18 protein-coding genes are annotated in these 17,443 nt (G+C 64.3%); 4 read left to right on the top strand and 14 right to left on the bottom strand.

Going from position 1 to position 17,443, the window contains the following annotated elements; all coding sequences use genetic code 11:
• Positions 1–49: 49 nt before the first annotated feature.
• From AC066Y_RS33535 to AC066Y_RS33585, 11 genes are all read right to left on the bottom strand, one after another.
• Positions 50–1,015 carry a LysR family transcriptional regulator gene (locus tag AC066Y_RS33535; protein ID WP_092124373.1) on the bottom strand — a complete coding sequence of 322 codons (966 nt, stop codon included), beginning with the start codon at positions 1,013–1,015 and terminating at the stop codon, positions 50–52.
• 210 nt (positions 1,016–1,225) lie between these two features.
• Positions 1,226–2,203: a 5-oxoprolinase subunit C family protein gene (locus AC066Y_RS33540; protein ID WP_478277607.1), complete on the bottom strand. Its 978-nt coding sequence runs from the start codon at positions 2,201–2,203 to the stop codon at positions 1,226–1,228.
• On the bottom strand, positions 2,193–3,068 hold the full coding sequence (locus AC066Y_RS33545; RefSeq protein ID WP_478277608.1) for a 5-oxoprolinase subunit B family protein: 876 nt from the start codon (positions 3,066–3,068) through the stop codon (positions 2,193–2,195). The genes AC066Y_RS33540 and AC066Y_RS33545 overlap by 11 nt, the downstream gene beginning before the upstream one ends.
• A 43-nt stretch (positions 3,069–3,111) precedes the next feature.
• Positions 3,112–4,512 (bottom strand): acetyl-CoA carboxylase biotin carboxylase subunit, encoded by a 1,401-nt coding sequence (locus AC066Y_RS33550; protein WP_478277609.1) that lies wholly within the window; start codon positions 4,510–4,512, stop codon positions 3,112–3,114.
• A 14-nt stretch (positions 4,513–4,526) separates the two neighbouring features.
• Positions 4,527–4,769 carry an acetyl-CoA carboxylase gene (locus AC066Y_RS33555; RefSeq protein WP_021082329.1) on the bottom strand — a complete coding sequence of 81 codons (243 nt, stop codon included), beginning with the start codon at positions 4,767–4,769 and terminating at the stop codon, positions 4,527–4,529.
• 38 nt (positions 4,770–4,807) lie between these two features.
• Complete coding sequence (locus AC066Y_RS33560; protein ID WP_092124377.1) at positions 4,808–5,536, bottom strand: LamB/YcsF family protein; 729 nt, start codon at positions 5,534–5,536, stop codon at positions 4,808–4,810.
• 89 nt (positions 5,537–5,625) lie between these two features.
• Entirely contained in the window at positions 5,626–6,813 is a 1,188-nt protein-coding gene (locus AC066Y_RS33565; protein ID WP_478277610.1) for an ABC transporter substrate-binding protein, read from the bottom strand.
• Positions 6,814–6,843: 30 nt separating this feature from the next.
• Positions 6,844–7,917: a branched-chain amino acid ABC transporter permease gene (locus tag AC066Y_RS33570; RefSeq protein ID WP_478277611.1), complete on the bottom strand. Its 1,074-nt coding sequence runs from the start codon at positions 7,915–7,917 to the stop codon at positions 6,844–6,846.
• Between the two features lie 4 nt (positions 7,918–7,921).
• Positions 7,922–8,836, bottom strand: coding sequence for a branched-chain amino acid ABC transporter permease (locus AC066Y_RS33575; RefSeq protein WP_478277612.1), 915 nt, complete (start codon positions 8,834–8,836; stop codon positions 7,922–7,924).
• Position 8,837: 1 nt separating this feature from the next.
• Positions 8,838–9,560: an ABC transporter ATP-binding protein gene (locus AC066Y_RS33580; protein ID WP_478277613.1), complete on the bottom strand. Its 723-nt coding sequence runs from the start codon at positions 9,558–9,560 to the stop codon at positions 8,838–8,840.
• Positions 9,557–10,330 (bottom strand): ABC transporter ATP-binding protein, encoded by a 774-nt coding sequence (locus AC066Y_RS33585; protein ID WP_478277614.1) that lies wholly within the window; start codon positions 10,328–10,330, stop codon positions 9,557–9,559. The genes AC066Y_RS33580 and AC066Y_RS33585 overlap by 4 nt, the downstream gene beginning before the upstream one ends.
• Positions 10,331–10,430: 100 nt before the next feature.
• Here AC066Y_RS33585 and AC066Y_RS33590 point away from each other — a divergent pair, with 100 nt between their 5' ends.
• Both AC066Y_RS33590 and AC066Y_RS33595 read left to right on the top strand, forming a co-directional pair.
• Positions 10,431–11,351, top strand: a complete 921-nt coding sequence (locus AC066Y_RS33590; protein ID WP_478277615.1) for a LysR substrate-binding domain-containing protein — start codon at positions 10,431–10,433, stop codon at positions 11,349–11,351.
• Positions 11,352–11,525: 174 nt separating this feature from the next.
• On the top strand, positions 11,526–12,179 hold the full coding sequence (locus AC066Y_RS33595; protein WP_478277616.1) for a TetR/AcrR family transcriptional regulator: 654 nt from the start codon (positions 11,526–11,528) through the stop codon (positions 12,177–12,179).
• Positions 12,180–12,187: 8 nt separating this feature from the next.
• Here the strand turns inward: AC066Y_RS33595 and paaZ are convergent, their stop codons facing one another.
• Together paaZ and paaG are read right to left on the bottom strand one after the other, a co-directional pair.
• Positions 12,188–14,215 (bottom strand): phenylacetic acid degradation bifunctional protein PaaZ, encoded by a 2,028-nt coding sequence (paaZ, locus tag AC066Y_RS33600; protein WP_478277617.1) that lies wholly within the window; start codon positions 14,213–14,215, stop codon positions 12,188–12,190.
• A 103-nt stretch (positions 14,216–14,318) separates the two neighbouring features.
• Positions 14,319–15,122: a 2-(1,2-epoxy-1,2-dihydrophenyl)acetyl-CoA isomerase PaaG gene (gene paaG / locus AC066Y_RS33605; RefSeq protein ID WP_478277618.1), complete on the bottom strand. Its 804-nt coding sequence runs from the start codon at positions 15,120–15,122 to the stop codon at positions 14,319–14,321.
• Positions 15,123–15,497: 375 nt separating this feature from the next.
• On the opposite strand from paaG, the gene AC066Y_RS33610 reads away from it, so the two are divergent.
• The gene (locus AC066Y_RS33610; protein WP_478277619.1) at positions 15,498–16,478 is read left to right on the top strand and encodes an AraC family transcriptional regulator; all 981 of its coding nucleotides are present in this window, start codon (positions 15,498–15,500) and stop codon (positions 16,476–16,478) included.
• A 40-nt stretch (positions 16,479–16,518) separates the two neighbouring features.
• On the opposite strand, the gene AC066Y_RS33615 is transcribed toward AC066Y_RS33610, so the two are convergent.
• Complete coding sequence (locus tag AC066Y_RS33615) at positions 16,519–16,821, bottom strand: hypothetical protein (RefSeq protein ID WP_478277620.1); 303 nt, start codon at positions 16,819–16,821, stop codon at positions 16,519–16,521.
• Positions 16,822–17,072: 251 nt separating this feature from the next.
• Between AC066Y_RS33615 and AC066Y_RS33620 the strand changes: the two genes are divergently transcribed.
• Positions 17,073–17,420, top strand: coding sequence for a hypothetical protein (locus AC066Y_RS33620; protein WP_478277621.1), 348 nt, complete (start codon positions 17,073–17,075; stop codon positions 17,418–17,420).
• Positions 17,421–17,443: the final 23 nt, after the last annotated feature.

Genomic DNA, 17,443 nt, shown 5'->3' on the forward strand with positions numbered 1-17,443 from the left:
GCGAGGACTGCCGGACGGCGTCAAGTCGAATAAAACGGAAACAGATATTCTAGATTTCGATCGCCTCCTCGGCCTGGTGCCGGTGATCCATGCTGAGAGGAGGCCGGGCCGGCCCCACGCCTGCAACCGCAAAGCGCATGAAATCGCGGAACGCCATCGCGGCTTCCGACGGCCTGGTGTCGCGCCGCCAGGCAAGACCGATGTCCATGCTGGGCACCTCGTCCTCGATGACACGGGTCTCGATCCGCTGTCCCTCCAGCGACCAGGGCCGGTAGATCAGGTCGGAAAGAATGGCGATGCCCATACCGCCCGCGACCATTGAGCGCACGGCTTCGACCGAGGAGGTGCGGAAGATAGTGTTCGGTTCGAGCGAGGCGTTGCTCCAGTAGCGCATCGAGGTGTGCTTGGCCTCGTCGACGGTGAGCATGACGTAAGGATAGGTCGCGATCTCAGCGAGATGGACCCGCTCGGCACGGGTCAGCGGATGCTCGGGCGCAAGCCACAGGCGGCGCGGCGATCGCAGCAGCGTCTCGCTGGTGAGCTTGGCGTTGTCGCGCAGGTTCGAAACCAGCATCACCGCGAGATCGAGCGCGCCGTCGACGAGCGCGCGTTCAAGCACGTCACGCGGGGCCTCGAACAGCTCGATCGTGATACCGGGAAAGCTCGCCTGGAAGCGCTTCTGGTGACGCGGCAGGAAATAGCCCGACACGGTGTAGGTGACGCCGATGCGGACCGTCCCGAACAGCGGTCCCGCTGATATCTGCGTGTTCCGCACCGCTTCGGCGACGGCGGCGAGGATCTGACGGCCCTGCGACAGGAAGCGGCTGCCTTCCATGGTGACGGTCACGCCGTTCGGCGCGCGCTCCAGGAGGCGGGCGCAGACGGTCGCTTCGAGCTGCTGAATGGCCGCGGTGACCGCGGATTGCGAGACGTTGAGGTCGATCGCCGCCTGGCTGATGCGCCCGGTCTCGGCGGCGGCGACGAAGTAGCGGATCTGTTTCAGAGAAACGGACATCGCGGTTGTTCCGATGTTGCCTAACTCATGAGCGGTGTTTCTCAGCCCGGCTGCATTCGTTGCAACTCTCGTGCCGACAGGTGCAGAGCTCGAGGTGACGTCGAGATCGGGCGCGAGAGGCCGCAACCGACGGCCCTGAAGCCTGGAATACGCGCGGTCACCCCGATTGGTGGCCGCGGTCTTTGGCGGATAGGGAGCGGCCGCCGGCGGCTACGCCAGCGCGTTGTGCAGCTTGCCCAGCAATTCCAACCGGCTCTTGCGGGCCGCAAGCGCCTGGTTCATGTCGACCTTGACGAACTTCACCGGCGTGTTGGGTTGCAGCTGGCCGATCAGATCCATGTCCGCGGCGATCACGGTCCCGACCATGAAGTAGCCGCCGCCGGAGACTGCATCACGATGCAGCACGATCGGCTCGGTGCCGCCGGGAACCTGGATCGAGCCGTAGGGATAGCAGGCATCGGTGATGTTGGACGGGTCGGAGCCGGCGCCGAACGGCGGTTCGCGCGGAACGAATTCGAGCGGCTTGCCGCCCCTGAAGCGGTAGCCGATCCGGTCGGCTTCCGGCGCGACCTTCCAGGTGTCGGAGAAGAAGCCGTTGCCGGCCGCCTCGGTGATGCGGTGCCAGTAGAGACCGGGCATGGCGCGCAGTTCCGTCGGCATTCCCGCCGGTTGCCCGCGCAAATCCCTGGCGACGGTCCGTCCATCCTTGCCCGTCGCGGCGGTACTGCCGATTGGCAGTTCGTCGCCGGCCTCGAGCTTGCGGCCCTTGAAGCCGCCGAGCGCGCCAAGCGCGTAGGTCGAGCGCGAGCCGAGGACGACGGGCACGTCGATGCCGCCGGCGACCGCGATGTAGCCGCGCGCACCCTGCTTGAGGAAGTCAAAGGAGAGTATCTGGCCGCGCTTCACCCTGAAGCTGGTCCAGGTTTCGCGCGGCTCGCCGTCGAGTTTCGGCGGTAGCTCCGCGCCGGTGATCGCGACGGTCGCGTCCGCGGTGAATTCGAGCTCGGGTCCCATGAACACGGCCTCGAGCACGGCAGCGCCGGCGTCGTTGCCGACCAGCAAATTGGCTGCGACCAGCGCGTGACGGTCCATGCCGCCGGAGAGCGGGATGCCGATATGATAATAGCCCGGACGTCCGAGGTCCTGGACGGTGGTCGCAAGACCCGGCTTCAAAACCTTAACGGCCATGGAGAACTCCATCGAGCTTGGCGTTGTAGGCATCAACGTCGCGGTTGAACTCGGTCAGCGAGAACGAGACGTCGCGGATCACAGGCGCAAAGCGGCCGGCGTCGACGTCGGCGACTGCCGCGTCATAGGCCGCCCGGTCGATCGGCTTCCATTTCACGATGTCGCCCGGTTTGAACAGGCACATGAAGTCGCGCAAATAGCTGATGTTCTGGTTGGGATCATAGATCGGCATCGGCGTGATGCCGAACATCTGATAGCCGCCGGCGCCGCGCACCGAGTAGATGCAGCTGAAGCAGCCGCCATGTCCGACAGTGAGCTTCGGCGTGTCGGTGCGCGGGCGCAGATATTTCGGCGCCTGAAGCTGCCGCTTGCGCTCGACCATCTGGTAGAGGAAGGGCAGGCCGGCGACGAAGCCGACCATCGAGACGAACCAAGGCGCGCTGGAATGCGCCTTGATGAAGGCGTCGACACTATCGAGGCCGTTGATGCGCGCGGCGTATTCGAGATCGGTCCCGTTCGGATCCTGATGACGCTCGCGGAAGCGCATCAACGTCTCGTGCGTCCAGGGGTCGTTGTACAGCACGGGAATCTCGATGATCCGCGTCTTGATCACCGGCTCCGATTTCTCGGATGCGGAATCCAGCCGCTTCAGCTCGGTCAGCAGATCGTCGGGCTTGATCTGATCAGGATCGAACTTGACTTGATAGGACGCATTTGCCGGACAGATTTCCGTGACGCCCTTGATCTTGGCGTCGCGCACCGCATTGGTGATGAAGAGGCTCTTGAAAAAGGCCTCGAGCGACATCGCTTCGCCGACCTCGGCGAAAATGTGCTCGTCGCCGCCGAAGGAAAATCGGGTTTGCATGACTAGCGGCCTCCTGTTGCTGACGGGGCGGATTCTCTTGCCATCATGGCGCGACCTTCACGGCCGATGGCGGCTGAGCGGTGGCAAGGCCGGCGGCATGGGACTCCAGCCACGGTTCGAGCCAAGCCGTATGGAAGCGTCCGGCCTTGACGTCGACGTCGCGCGCCAGCGCCTGGTGCAGGGGCTTTGTCGTGAAAATGCCCTCGACGCTGAGCTCGGCAAGCGCGCGCTCGAGCCGTCTGATGGCGCTTGGCCGATCCTTGTCGTGCACGATCAGCTTGCCGAGCAGACTGTCGTAGAACGGAGGCACCGTGTAGCCCTGATAGAGCATGCTGTCGAAACGCACGCCATCGCCGCCGGGCACACTGAGCGCGCTCACCGTACCCGGATTGGGCATGAAATTCCTGGCGGGGTCCTCGGCGTTGATGCGGACCTCGATCGAATGGCCGCTGACGCGCACCGCGTCCTGCTGGATGCGCAACGGCTCACCGCCGGCGATCCGTATCATCTCGCACACGAGGTCGATGCCGGTGACCATTTCGGTGACGGGATGCTCGACCTGGATGCGGGTGTTCATCTCGAGGAAGTAGAATTCGCCGGTCCTGTCGTCGTAGAGATATTCCAGCGTTCCGGCGCCACGGTAGTTGACCGCCTTGGCCAGCGCCACGGCGGACGTGCAGAGCTTTTCACGCACCGCCTGGGTGAGTGAGGGCGAGGGGGCTTCTTCCCAGACCTTCTGGCGGCGCCGCTGCAACGAGCATTCGCGCTCGAAGCAATGGATCACGTCGCGTCCATCGCCGAGCACCTGGACCTCGATGTGCCGTGCGCCCTCGATCAGCTTCTCGACGTAGAGCCCGCCGTCGCCGAAGGCCGCGAGCGCCTCGGCCTGCGCCTGCGGCATCAGGTGATGAAATTCCTCGGTGGACCGCGCGATGCGAATGCCGCGTCCGCCGCCGCCGGCGGCGGCCTTGATCATGACAGGGAAACCGGTTTTCTCGACCAGCGCGAAGGCAGCGTCCGCCGACTCCAGCCGCCCCTGGCTGCCGGGGACGGTCGGTACGCCGGCCGAGGCGGCGGCCTCGCGCGCCGCGACCTTGTCGCCCATCAGCCGGATCGATTGCGCGGTCGGGCCGACGAAGATCAATCCGGCCGCTTCGACCGCGGCCGCGAACTCCGCATTCTCGGCCAGGAAGCCGTATCCGGGATGAATGGCGTCGGCACCGGTGCTCTGCGCAGCAGCGAGGATGACCGCCTGGTTGAGGTAGGATTTTGACGCCTGCGGCGGACCGATATCGACCGACTCGTCGGCTGATCTCACCGCGAGCGAATCCTTGTCGGCCTTGCTGTAGACCTGGACCGTCGCAATGCCGAGATCGCGCGCTGCGCGGATGATGCGCACCGCGATCTCGCCGCGGTTGGCTATGAGGAGCTTCTTGATCGCCATGGCTGGTCGGGGGCTCAAACGTCGATTTCGGCGATCGGCTGGCCGGCCATCACGGCATCCTCGTTCTCGGCCAGGAAGCGAACGATCTTGCCGGCGGCGCCGGCCTTCACCTCGTTGAACGATTTCATCACCTCGATGAGTCCGATCGTGTCGCTCTCCGCGACGACGTCGCCGTCGTTCTTGTAGACCGGCTTGTCGGGGGCGGGCTTGCGGTAAAAGATGCCCGGGAGCGGCGAGAAGATCTGCTGCGTTGCCATGGTTTCCTCGTGGATCGTTGGTTTTTTGCCGCGACGGCTCAGCGTGCGGTGAGATAGGGACGAACCGCTTCGCGGACGGCCTCCGCGATGGCGACGGCGTTCGGCGTGTCGGAGTGAATGCAGATCGAATCAGCGCCGACCACGATGTCGTTTCCGGCCACCGTACGCGTCTTGCCCTCGTTGACGGCTCTCGCGCATCGGGTGGCGGCGTCGGCCGGGTCCTTCGCCTCGTGCTCGCGGGTGATGATCAGGCTGCCGTCGGCATTGTAGTCGAGGTCGGCGTAGTATTCGGCGACGAAGGCGTGGCCGCGGCGCTCATAGACCTGCTGGTGCAGCGTTCCCTTCATGCCGAGCAGCGGCACCTTGTAGACATCGGCGGCGTCAGCCACAGCTTCGGCGATGTCCTCGTTGCGCGACGCCATGCCGTAGAGCGCACCGTGCGGCTTGATATGATTAAGCGCCATGCCTTCGGCATCCAGGAACGCCTTGAGGGCGCCGATCTGGTAGAGCAGGCAGTTGGTCAACTCCTCGCGGCCGATCTTCATCTCCCGGCGGCCAAATCCCTGCAGATCGGGCAACGAGGGATGCGCGCCGACCTTGACGCCGAATTGCTTGGCGAGCTGCACGGTCTTGCGCATGTGGTTGAAGTCGGAGGCATGAAAGCCGCAGGCGACGTTGGCGACGTCGATATGGGGCATCAATGCCTTGTCGTCGCCCATCTTGTAGAGGCCGTAGGCCTCGCCCATGTCGCAGTTGATCACGACCATCTCCTGAGTTCCTTCCAACTGGCTTTGCATACGACCGTCGCGGCCGCCCCGGGGTGCGTCTGGCGCACCCGGAGCGGCGCGTTGCCGGGTTACTTGGACACCAGATAATCGAGCGGGATCTTTTCCGAGATCGTCCACTGGTCGATCACCTTCGGCTTGCCGGCCTCGGTGTCGACGATCAGGTAACGGCCCTGGTTCTGGTGGTGGATGTCCTTGGTGAAGGTGCGCGGCCCGAACAGCGTGGACTCGTCTTTCATCTTCTCGAGCTCGGCGACGACGGCTGCCGCATCGGTCGATTTGGCGCGTTCGACCGCCTTGGCCCAGACATCGATCAGGACGTAGCCCGGATAGACGTACTGGCTGGACGGGTCGCCGCCCGTGACTTCCTTGTACTTCTTGTTGAACTCGTTGACCTTCGGGTTCGGATCGTCGCCGTAGACCGAGCCCTGCACGGGAACATAGAAGTTCGACAGATCCGGAACGGCGTTGATCCAGTAGCTGCCGTCGACGCCCGAGCCGTTGAGGATCATCGACTTGATGCCGGCGGCGCGGATCTGCTTGATGGCGGAGACGGCGCCCGGCATCATCGTGCAGAGCATGATGGCGTCGGGTTCCTTCGGCAGGCTCTTGATCCGCGTGATCTGCGAAGCGATCGAGGCATCGTCGTTCTTGAAGGTGTCGCTGCCGACCAGCTTGGCCTCCTTCAGGCGCGGCAGCATCCAGTCGAAGCCGTCGCAAATGCCCTTGTTGTAGACGGTCCAGCTGTCGAGCAGCCGATAGAAGCTGCGCGCGTTCTTCTTGGTGTACGCCCATTCCGACATGGTTGCGCCCTGCACCGGTGCCAGCACCGAGGCCGAGAACGAGAACGGGCCGACGCCGGGGATGCCGGCCTTGACCGATTCCGCGCAGAGGAAGAAGGAAACCTTGCCGGCGGCCTGCGCCTGCAGCGCCGCGGGCGCGCCGAAATCGTAGTCACACGAGACGATCACGAGGTCGGCGCCCTGGTCGAGTACCGCAAGACCGGCTTTGGCGCCTTCGGCCTGATCGGTCTTGGTGTCGGCAAACACCGGCTTGATCTTCTTGCCGAGCAGACCGCCGGCCTTGTTGATCTCATCGATCCGGATCAGCGCCGCGTCCTGCGCCGGCTTGTCATAGGCTTGCATGAATCCGGATGCCGCGGTCGCAAAACCAACGACGATCTCGTCGGCCGCCTGGGCCGGTGTGAACCAGAGCGCGGATGCTCCGGCCAGAATGCCGAGTAATGTCGTAAAGCGCATATGCCACTCCTCCAATTTTACAAACGAGCGTCAGTGCAGTTCCTTCAGTGCGGTCTGGACCGGCCGGGTCAGGCGCCGCTGCAACGGCCATCGGCGCCAGGAGAACTCCCGGTTGCGGGTCAATCCCGTCGGCAGGTACATCAGGATCACGATGGTGATGATGCCGATCGCGATCTCCTGGACGCCGTTCGGCAGGCCGACGGTGTGCCCCCCCAGGCTGATGCCCCTTTCGAGATCACGGAACAGCTCGATCAGCACCGATATCGCGACCACGCCCGAGACCGCGCCGCTGAGGCTGTACATGCCGCCGACCACGAGCATCGACAGCGTGATGAAGGTGGTCCGCAGATAGAATGCGCCGGGATTGACGATGCTCAGGAAGTGCGCGTACAGCGCGCCGGCGAGCCCGATGATGAAGGCGCTGACGACGAAGGCGATCAGCCGTTCGCGGACGATGTCGATGCCGGAGGCGCTGGCGGCGACCGCTTCGTCGCGCGTGGCGCGCAGCGCGAGCCCCGAGCGCGAGATCGAATAGAGATAGGCGATCGCGATGGCCACGGCGCCGCCGATCCATGCGGTCCAGACGTTCATGGTGGGCGGAATGCCGACGATCGAACCCTGTCCGCCCGTCACCGAATCCCAGTTCGAATAGACATTGTTGATGACGCCGAGCAGGCCGAAGGTCGCAATCGAGGCGGCAATGCCCGACAGGCGCATGATGACGCGCCCGACGATCAGCGCGAACAACGCTGCAAACAGGCCGGAGATCGGCGTCGCCACCCACATCGGCAGTTGCGCATGGAGCAGCCACGCCGGCAGGCCCTTGAGCGTGATCGACTTCATGACGGGCGGAATGGTGAGCCAGGCGGTCATGTAGGCGCCGAGGCACATGAAGCTGATATGGCCGAACGACAGCAGGCCCGAATTGCCGACGAAGACGTAGAGGCCGACCACCACCATGATGTTGATGAACATCTCGACCACGGTGCGATTGAAGGCCCGGCTGCCGAACTGATAGGAGAGGGCGGCCATGATGAGCAGCGCCACGATCAGCACGATCGGCGTGATGATCGTTTGCCGGATGACGGACGGCCGCTGCGACATCGATTCAGACCCTCTGCTTGGCGGATTTCGGTGCGAACAGACCCTGCGGCCGCACCAGGAGGACGACGATGACGGCGCCGTAGACGAACGCGTCCCGGAACACGCGGGCGTCGTGCGGCAAGGTCGCCTGGAACACGACGCTGGCCGCACCGATCAGGAAGCCGGCGGCAACGGCGCCGGGTATGCTGCCGAGGCCGCCGATCACGGTCGCGATGAACGCGATCAGCATCACATTGGCGCCCATGCCGATGTCGGCGGTGCCGGAATTGGTCGCCAGGATCAGGCCGATCGCCGCCGCCAGCATGCCGCTGATGGCGAAGGCCAGCAGGATCACGCCGTTGGCGCGGACCCCGAGCATGCGCGCCATGGTGAAATTATCGGCCGCCGCGCGCATCTCGAGCCCATAGCGCGTGCGCTTCAGGAACAGGACGAGGATCACAAGCACGGCTAGCGTGATGATGATCGTCACCACCTGAAGCATCGGGATGTGGGCGCCGAGGACTTCGACCGGCAGGCCGAGGCTCGGCCACAGCGTGATCGACTTCGGCCGGCTGGAAAACAGCATCAGCAGGAGATGCCGGATGACGAAGCCGAGCGCGAAGGACGCGATCATCATTGTTGCCGGATTGGCGTTGCGGAAGCGGCGGAACACGACGACCTCCGACAGGATCGACAGCCCGGCGCCGATCAGCAGCAGCAGCGGGATCAAAAGATAGAACGGCAGCTGGCCGGCAAATATGATCGCCGCCGCATCGATCGACGGCCACAGCATGGCGAAGACGCAAAAGGCGATGAAGTCGCCGTGGGCGAAGTTGACGAGCCGCATGACGCCGAAGATCAGGGCGATGCCGAGCGCGCCCAGCGCATAGAGGCTGCCGAGGCTCAGCGCGTCGAAGATGATCTGGAGCAGCTCGCGCATCTCAGTGATCTCCGAAGCCGAAATAGGTCTGCTTCAGGCGATCATCCCGGACCATGTCGGCCGCGGGGCCCTCGAGCACGATGCGCCCGCCGCGGATCAGGACCATCCGCCCGCCCGTCATCATGGCGCGCGTCGAGCTCTGCTCGACGATCAGCAGCGTGAGCTTGCGCTGGGCCCGCAGCCGCAGCAGGATCTCGTAGACCTGGTCGATGATCTTCGGCGCGAGGCCCAGCGAGGGCTCGTCGATCGCCATGATGCGGGGCGCTGCCATCAGCGCGCGGCCGATGACCAGCATCTGCTGCTGGCCGCCGGACAGGATGCCCGCCGGGCTGTGGCGACGCTCGGCCAGCATCGGGAATTCCTGGTAGACCCGATCCAGGTCGCCGGCGATTGTCTTGCGATCGGCGCGCATGCCGGTGCCGACCTTCAGGTTCTCCTCGATCGTCAGCGCGCCGAAGACGTTGCGTCCTTCCGGCACCAGCGAAAACCCGCGCCGGGCGATGTCTTCGGGCGCGGCACCGGTGATCCTTGCGCCGTCGATCATGATGGAGCCGGAGCCCGGCGGTACGACGCCTGCGATGGCGTTGAGCAGCGTCGACTTGCCGGCACCGTTCGGGCCGGTCACGAACAGGATTTCGCCTTCGTCGACCGTCAATGTCACGCCGCGGAGTGCCGTGAGGCGCCCGTAGCTGACCGTGATGTCGTCGACGACGAGTGCGGTCATGATGCCACGGCCGCTTCGGCTGCGACCGATGGAACCAATTCGTCGCGCTGCGTGCCCATATAGGCATGCCGCACGGCATCGCTGTTGCGGATCTGGGCGGGCGGTCCGACTTCGATGATCTCGCCGGAATCGAGCACGAAGATGCGCTCGCAGAGCTCCAGCACGAGGCCGATATTGTGCTCGATCAGCAGCACGCCGACATTGAGCTCGGATGCGATCCTGCGGATGATGGCGGCGAGCTCGTGGCTCTCATGCTCCGACATGCCTGCCGCCGGTTCGTCGAGCAGCAGATATCGCGGCGTGCCCATGATGGCGCGGCCGATGGCAACGCGGCGCTCGTCCGTATAGGGCAGCGCGCCGGCAATGCTGTTGGCGAGATGCGAAATGCCGAGCCAGGCCATCACCCGCTCGGCCTCGCTGATGGCGTCGGGACGGCCTTGACCAAGGCCGACGCCGGTCACTTCCAGGTTGTCCATGACAGGCAGGTCGCGGAAAAGCCGGCCTGACTGGAATGTCCTTGCCACGCCTTTGCGTCGCAGCATGTGCGCTGCAATGCCGTTGAGTGGTTCGCCTTCCAGCTCCACAGTGCCCGCGCCGACCGGCTGGAAACCGGTCAATACATTGATAAGAGTGGTTTTGCCGGCTCCATTGGGGCCAATCAGTCCGGCGATATGTCCCCGCGGCACGGCCAGCGTAACGTCGGACAGCGCTTTCAGGCCTTCGAATTGGACGCTGACACCGCGCGCGACCAATTCCAAACCTTCGGACATCATCTCAACGCCTTCTCACCCGGAACCGACGGATTGATCTTTCCGTTCCGTCGCGGGATTGTAAAATTCGAAATATCGTTCGCTGATATCGGAAATTTTTATGTCTCTGACATTCCGTCAGGTTCGGCACTTCATCGCGACGGCGGAAAGCGGACGCGTTTCCGCGGCCGCGGCAGCTCTGAACGTGACGCAATCGGCGGTCACGTCGTCGATCAAGGCCCTCGAGGCCGAACTCGGCCGCAAATTGTTCGACCGCCATTCCAACGGCGTGACGCTGACTTTTGACGGCCACGAATTCTTGCAGCGCGCCCGCGCGATCGAGGCGAGCGTGTCGGATGCGACGCGGGGGCCGCATCGCTGGGGGACACAGGTCGACGGCACCGTGGACGTGGCCGTGAGCTATACCGTTGCCGGATATTTCCTGCCGCCGTTGCTGACGCGGTTCTGGCGGTCCTTCCCGGGCATCACGGTCCGGCTGCACGAGTTTCAACGTGATGCGATCGAGCAGAGCCTGATCAGCGGCAGCGTCGATGCGGCCATCATGCTGATCGCGAACCTGCATGACCGGCACTCCATTCGCTCGCGGCTGCTGTTGCGCTCGGCGCGTCGCTTGTGGACATGCGTCAATCATCCGCTGCTGCGCAAGGACAACATCAAGCTGACCGACCTCGCGAGCGAGCCTTATCTGATGTTGACCGTCGACGAAGCCGAACGCTCCGCAATGCGCTACTGGCAACATACGGCGCACGTGCCCAACGTCATCTTCCGCACCCTGTCGGTGGAGGCCGTCCGCAGCATGGTCGCGACCGGGATGGGGATCACCATCCTGTCGGACATGGTCTACCGTCCCTGGTCGCTCGAGGGACATCGCATCGAGCTCAAGACGCTTGATGACGACGTCCATACCATGGATGTCGGGCTTGCCTGGAAGGGCAACGCGACGCTCTCACCGGCGGCCCGCGCCTTCTGCGAGTTCGTCGCCCACTCCCATCCCGGATCGGAGCCGTTCAAGCTCGACTAGCGGCCCGGAGAGGCGCCATTCCAACTCAGCCATGGAATTATTCGACCGGATGGTCAATAAATGCTGGTTCGGACGCGGCCCGGCGCAAGCAGGGCGGTGGTCCCGGAATTTTGCCGTCATTTGATTCACATCTCTGGACGAGAGCCGAATACCCGGCCGAGGGAACCGAAAGACATGGCCCGATCGCGTGCCAAGGACTACGACGACAAGCGCCTCTCGATGCTGCATCGCTCGGCCGAGCTGTTTGCCGCATCGGGCTATGTCGGCACGTCGATGAACACGATCGCGGATGCGTGCGGTGTCTCGAAGGCGTTGCTCTATCACTATTATCCCGACAAGGAGGCGATCCTGTTCGATATCCTGTCCTCGCATCTCGAGAAGCTGGTGGCGGCGGTCCGGAAGGCGAGCGCGCAGGCCGGCGATCCGGTCGAGCGCTTCAGGACGATCGTTGCGACCCTGCTCGAGCTCTACCTGCATGCCGACGCCGAGCATCAGGTCCAGATTGCTAGTCTCAAGCTGCTGCCGAAGGACAAGCAGCAGCCGCTGCTTGCGAGCGAGCGGATCCTGGTCGCGATCATGTCGGATGCGCTCGCCGCGGCCGTGCCGGTGGCGAAGCAGAAGCGCGTCCTCAAGCCGCTGACAATGAGCGTCTTCGGCATGCTGAACTGGCATTATATGTGGTTTCGCGAGGGCGGGCCGATGACCCGCGCCGAATATGCCGACTTCGTCGCGCAATTGGTGTTGGCGGGTGCCGCGGATGCGGCCGTCAGTCGGCCACGCAGCAAGGCAAAGCCCGCCGGCGGAAGCCGGCAGGCGGCGTTGCTCTGAGTTGCGCGTTACGTCCGCATCGCGTTCATCGTCAGAAGTTCATATGTCGCCGCGGTCTCGCCGGTCCCGGTCGTGATCTCGACGTCCCAGCGCACCTCGCCATACTGTTTGTTGCGCGGCGTCTTCTCCTTCGCGGTCAGCCGCACCTGGATCTGTTCGCCTGGCTGGACCGGTTTGACGAAGCGCAGGCTGTCGAGGCCGTAATTCGCCAGCACCGGCCCGTAGTCGGGATCGACGAACAGGCCGGCCGCAAACGACAGCAGCAGATAGCCATGCGCGACGCGGCCTGGGAAGAACGGATGCCCCTTGGTCGCTTCCTCGTCCATATGGGCGTAGAAGGTGTCGCCCGTGAAATGCGCGAAGTGCTCGATGTCATCGAGCGTGATCTGCCGCGCCTTCGAGACCAGCGTGCGGCCGATCTCGAGATCGTCATAGTGATAGCGGAACGGGTGCAGGTCGCCCTCGAGCACCGGGCTGCCCTTGAACCAGCGGCCGGTGACGCCGCTCAGCAGGCGAGGTGAGCCCTGCAACGCGGTGCGCTGCATGTAGTGGTGGAGACTGCGGACGCCGCCGAGTTCCTCGCCGCCGCCGGCGCGACCGGGTCCGCCGTGAACCATCTGCGGCATCGGCGAGCCGTGTCCGGTGTGCTCGGCCGCGCAGTCGCGATCGATGATCGCGACACGGCCGTGAAAGCTGCCGATGCCGAACGCAAGTTCGGTCGCGGCCGGGATGTCGTGGGTGTAGACCGATGCGACCAGGCTGCCGCCACCGCGATTGGTCAGCGCGATGGCCTGGTCGAGATCGTCATAGCCCATCACGGTGCAGACCGGCCCGAACGCCTCGATCTCGTGGACCGCGGTTGCGGCGAGCGGCTTCGCGCAATGCAGCAGCAGCGGCGGAATGAACGCGCCGCGCTTCGCGTCGGCGTCGACCAGCTGGAAGCTGTCGGGATCGCCGGCCACCAATTCGGCCTCGGTGTGAAGCCTCGCCACGTGAGCAAGCACATCGCTGCGCTGGGCAAGGCCGACCAGCGGTCCCATCCTGACCTTCTCGTTCTCGGGATTGCCGATCGTGACCTTGGCGAGACGCCCGCGCAGCGCCGTGATGACGGCGTCGATCTGCGCTGCTGGCGCCAATGCGCGGCGGATCGCGGTGCATTTCTGCCCGGCCTTGACCGTCATCTCCTTTGCCACCTCCTTGATGAAGAGGTCGAACTCCGGGCTTCCCGGCACGGCGTCCGGCGCCAGGATCGCGGCGTTGAGCGAATCCCGCTCGGCGATGAACCTAACCGCTTCGCGCGCGATGACTGGATGCCGCTGTAGTTTCTGCGAGGTGTCGGCCGAGCCGGTAAAGGACACTACATCCTGGCAGGTGAGATGGTCGAACAGGTCGCCGGTCGATCCGACGATGAACTGCAGCACTCCTTCCGGCAGTGCTCCGGATTCGGTGATCATCCGCGCCAGCTCGTAGGCGACATAGGAGGTGACGGTCGCGGGCTTGGTGATGACGGGAACGCCGGCGAGCAATGCGGGCGCCAGCTTCTCCAGCATGCCCCAGCACGGGAAGTTGAATGCGTTGATATGCACGGCAACGCCGTGCAACGGCGTGACGATGTGCTGACCGGCGAATGCGCCGCCCTTGGAGAGCCCCTCGACGTTGCCGTCGAGCAGGTATCTGGTGTTCGGAAGCTCGCGTCGTCCCTTGCTGGCATATGCGAACAGCGTACCGATGCCGCCATCGACGTCGATCATGGCGTCGGTGCGGGTTGCTCCCGCATGCAGCGACAGTCTGTAGAGCCGGTCCTTGTGCTGGCTCAGATAGTCGGCCAGCGTCTTCAGCAGGCCCGCACGCTGATGGAACGACAGCTTGCGGAGATTCTTGCCACCGACCGTGCGGCCATAGGCCAGGATCTCGCGCATGTCGAGATCGCTCCTGGTCGTGAGCGCTACGACATCGCCGGTCACGGCACTGTGAATCTCGGCGCCCGGTTCGCCCGGGCCGGACCATTTTCCACGGACGAAGCTGTCGAGTTTCATGACGGTGTCTGCCGTCCGTGCGCCGCTGGATTGAGGCTGTGTCATCGAAATCGAACCCTTTGACCTGTGATCTATGTTGCGTCTTGCTTTGGCGGCGGAATGTTCAATTCTGCGTCCAGACGCGTCCGACGAACCGCGGCGCGCGTTTCTCGAGAAAGGCCGTGACTCCTTCAGCGAAATCCGGCGTCCGCCCGGCGCGGCCCTGGAAATCGCGCTCGAGGTCGAGCTGCGCGTCGAGCGTGTTGGTCTCGGACGCATCGAGCGCCTGCTTGATCAGTGCCAGGCCATCCGTGGGTTGAGTCGCGAGGTTGGCGGCGAGGGTGTGAGCCTCGGTCATCAGATCCGCATCCTCAACCATCTTCCAGATCATGCCCCATGACTGCGCCTGTTCTGCGGAGACAGGCTCGGCCAGCAGGGTCAAGGCACGCGCCCGGGCAGGTCCGACCAGCCGCGGCAGGAACCAGGTGCCACCGGAATCCGGGACCAGGCCGAGCTTTGCGAAGGCCTGAATGAACTTGGCCGACCGTGCGGCGATCACGATGTCGCAGGCAAAGGCGACGTTGGCGCCGGCGCCGGCCGCGACGCCGTTGACCGCGCACACGACCGGCATCGGGATGCTGCGCAGCTTGCGCACCAGCGGGTTGTAGAATTTTTCAATTCGCACGGAGAGATCCGGCGTCTCCCCCGGCGTGAACACGCCGTCCGAAAGATCCTGGCCGGCGCAGAATCCGCGTCCGGCCCCGGTCAGGATCAGCGCGCGGCAGGATTTGTCCTGCTCGGCGTCCGTCAATGCGGCCAGCAAGGCGGTGTGCAGTTCGGCGCTGAATGAATTCAGGCGATCGGGCCTGTTGAGCGTCAGGACGCGATATCCGTCGCGGATATCGGTCAACACCAAATCGCTGACCATGATTACCTCCCGTTGCGGCTTCTGATGACCGAGGGTCGCGTGACCTGCGACCGGATTACTATTGACCGTCCGGTCAGTCAATTATAATTATCGCGCTCCAATGCGGACGGCGTCTTCGGGTTTATCGAGCGAGGATAATTCTATCCCCGGTCGGGACTTCGCGCACGACGTCAGATGAGCTTCGCGCACGCGGCACTAAACTGTGTATTCGCGCAGCTCATGCGCGACGCTTGACAGTTGTCAGATCGAGGCATCGGCGGAACCCGCGAAAGGTTCGCCTTTGCAGCCGCGCTGCATGACCCCCATGCTCCGCGATGCGCCGCCACAAATCAGCCGTATATGAACGGCGACCTCCGCCGCCATGAGGGCGAGCCGATGACAATGCAGTCGGGCGATATCACAGGGTTTCGGTTCTCGACCGCGCATTTCGGCGAGCGGGACCGCTTGCCGATCTTTCGCGAGCAGATCGGGCGGATGATCGTCAAGCTCGATCCGGAGCCGCTCGACGACAGCGCGTTTCATGCCGAAGCCAATGTGCGCGAATTGTCCGGGCTCGGCATCGGATCCTGGGCGTGCAGCAATCTCAAGATCGCAAGACCGCGCGAACTGCTCGACGGCACCGACGACCTGGTGCTGACGATCATCACCAGCGGCAACACCCGTGCCTCGCAGCGCGGCCGCGATATCGAGCTCGGCCCGGGCCAGGCCGTGCTGCAGTCGAGCGCGGAAGCCGCCAACATGGTGGTCCCGGTGTCACCGAGTCGCTTCGTCGGTCTCCGGCTGCCGCGCAAGGCGCTCGCGTCGCTGGTCAACGATCCTGAAGACATGCTGATCCGCCCTTTGCCGGCGAACACCGAGGCGATGCGCCTCTTGGCGCTTTACATCAGGGAGCTCGATGACAGCTACCAGCTTTCGACTCCCGAGTTGCGCGGCGCCGTCGTCAAGCACCTGCTCGATCTCGGCGCGCTGATCATCGGTGCCAACCGGGATGCGGCGGTTGCCGCGGAAGACGGCGGACTGGCGGCTGCCCGGCTTGCCGCGGTCAAGGCCGACATTAGTGACAATCTCAGCTATGGCGACCTCACGCTGCCCGCGGTGGCCGCCCGCCTGAAGCTCACGCCGCGCCATATCCAGCGGCTGTTCGAGAGCGCGGGTTCGACATTCTCGGAATTTGTGCTCGGCCAGCGCCTGGCGCGCGCGTATCATCTGCTGACCGATCCGCGCCACAGCCGCAGCGCCATCGGCACGATTGCGTTCGAAGTCGGGTTCGGCGATCTGTCCTACTTCAACCGCACCTTCCGCCGGCACTACGGCGTGACGCCGTCGGATATTCGCGCGGTGCCGCGGCGTTCCTGACCGATCGTCTGAAGTCCCCCTTGTACGGCCCGACCGCTCCTTACGGCTCTCCGCAACCGGGCACCCGCCGGATCTGCTCGATCAGCCGCCGGTGATGCTCTGCGGACAGCGCTCGCTCATTCGCGCACATCAGCATCGCGACGCATGCTGCCTCCGGTTTGGAGGGCCAGGCGATGGTGCCGTCGACCGCGCCGTCGCATTTGAGGTAGGCATTCTTCGCATCCCAACGGATTGCGCTGTCGGGTACGGATGTCGCGGCTGCCGCCATGACCGCCATGGCAACGAGCGCGGCGGATCGAAGCGTCCAACGACATTGTTCGAGAAGGCGCTTGTCAATCTTCATGGCGATCGGAAGTCGTGCGCGGCAGCGGATCATTAAGGGCGCGTCGGTGCGCTCGCAAGCCTGTCGTCCGGCATGACGTGTGATGTTGAAGAGAAAAGATCGCGGCCGTCGCGAACCTGTTGGGTGTTGGGCGCACTCATTCAGGAAGGATTGCGCTTATGTCGGCTTCACGCATTCGATCAGCACCGATGATTCTCTGCCTTCTAGCGGGAATAGCGCCGATCGCTACTGAGGCCGCGGGTGCGAAACCTGTGCTCAGTATCGAGAACGGGTTCCAACAGACCGTTGCGGTCTCGGCCAGGGGCGAACTCTCGTTCGGACCACCGCGGCAATCGCCGATCCGGCCTGGTGGCACCGGCGCCGGCGAAATCACGATCTCGCTTGCGGCCGGCGCTGCCACCGGCATTGCCAAGCTGCATGTTTTCGAGCGCAGTGCTGTCCCGATCGGTTTCACGGTGACGGCCTGGCAGGGCCGGAGATCGATCGCTGTCGTCAAGCTTTGCGGTCATCTCGAGATGGACAGTTGGGTCGTGCTGCCGGTCGAGACGACGCACGTCGACGTCTCCGATTTCTTCCCGGTCAAGGACGGATGCGACTGACTGCCGCGAGTTTCCTCCCCAAT

The sequence above is a fragment of the Bradyrhizobium sp. USDA3010 genome (genome assembly GCF_056429065.1).

Coding starts and splice junctions, on each gene's coding strand:
- AC066Y_RS33585 (WP_478277614.1), bottom strand. CDS start 10,330: ATGTCCGAAGGTTTGGAATTGGTCGCGCGCGGTGTCAGCGTCCAATTC.
- AC066Y_RS33580 (WP_478277613.1), bottom strand. CDS start 9,560: ATGACCGCACTCGTCGTCGACGACATCACGGTCAGCTACGGGCGCCTC.
- AC066Y_RS33595 (WP_478277616.1), top strand. CDS start 11,526: ATGGCCCGATCGCGTGCCAAGGACTACGACGACAAGCGCCTCTCGATG.
- AC066Y_RS33535 (WP_092124373.1), bottom strand. CDS start 1,015: ATGTCCGTTTCTCTGAAACAGATCCGCTACTTCGTCGCCGCCGCCGAG.
- AC066Y_RS33550 (WP_478277609.1), bottom strand. CDS start 4,512: ATGGCGATCAAGAAGCTCCTCATAGCCAACCGCGGCGAGATCGCGGTG.
- AC066Y_RS33590 (WP_478277615.1), top strand. CDS start 10,431: ATGTCTCTGACATTCCGTCAGGTTCGGCACTTCATCGCGACGGCGGAA.
- paaZ (WP_478277617.1), bottom strand. CDS start 14,215: ATGAAACTCGACAGCTTCGTCCGTGGAAAATGGTCCGGCCCGGGCGAA.
- AC066Y_RS33540 (WP_478277607.1), bottom strand. CDS start 2,203: ATGGCCGTTAAGGTTTTGAAGCCGGGTCTTGCGACCACCGTCCAGGAC.
- AC066Y_RS33615 (WP_478277620.1), bottom strand. CDS start 16,821: ATGAAGATTGACAAGCGCCTTCTCGAACAATGTCGTTGGACGCTTCGA.
- paaG (WP_478277618.1), bottom strand. CDS start 15,122: ATGGTCAGCGATTTGGTGTTGACCGATATCCGCGACGGATATCGCGTC.
- AC066Y_RS33555 (WP_021082329.1), bottom strand. CDS start 4,769: ATGGCAACGCAGCAGATCTTCTCGCCGCTCCCGGGCATCTTTTACCGC.
- AC066Y_RS33570 (WP_478277611.1), bottom strand. CDS start 7,917: ATGTCGCAGCGGCCGTCCGTCATCCGGCAAACGATCATCACGCCGATC.
- AC066Y_RS33610 (WP_478277619.1), top strand. CDS start 15,498: ATGACAATGCAGTCGGGCGATATCACAGGGTTTCGGTTCTCGACCGCG.
- AC066Y_RS33565 (WP_478277610.1), bottom strand. CDS start 6,813: ATGCGCTTTACGACATTACTCGGCATTCTGGCCGGAGCATCCGCGCTC.
- AC066Y_RS33575 (WP_478277612.1), bottom strand. CDS start 8,836: ATGCGCGAGCTGCTCCAGATCATCTTCGACGCGCTGAGCCTCGGCAGC.
- AC066Y_RS33560 (WP_092124377.1), bottom strand. CDS start 5,536: ATGGTCGTGATCAACTGCGACATGGGCGAGGCCTACGGCCTCTACAAG.
- AC066Y_RS33545 (WP_478277608.1), bottom strand. CDS start 3,068: ATGCAAACCCGATTTTCCTTCGGCGGCGACGAGCACATTTTCGCCGAG.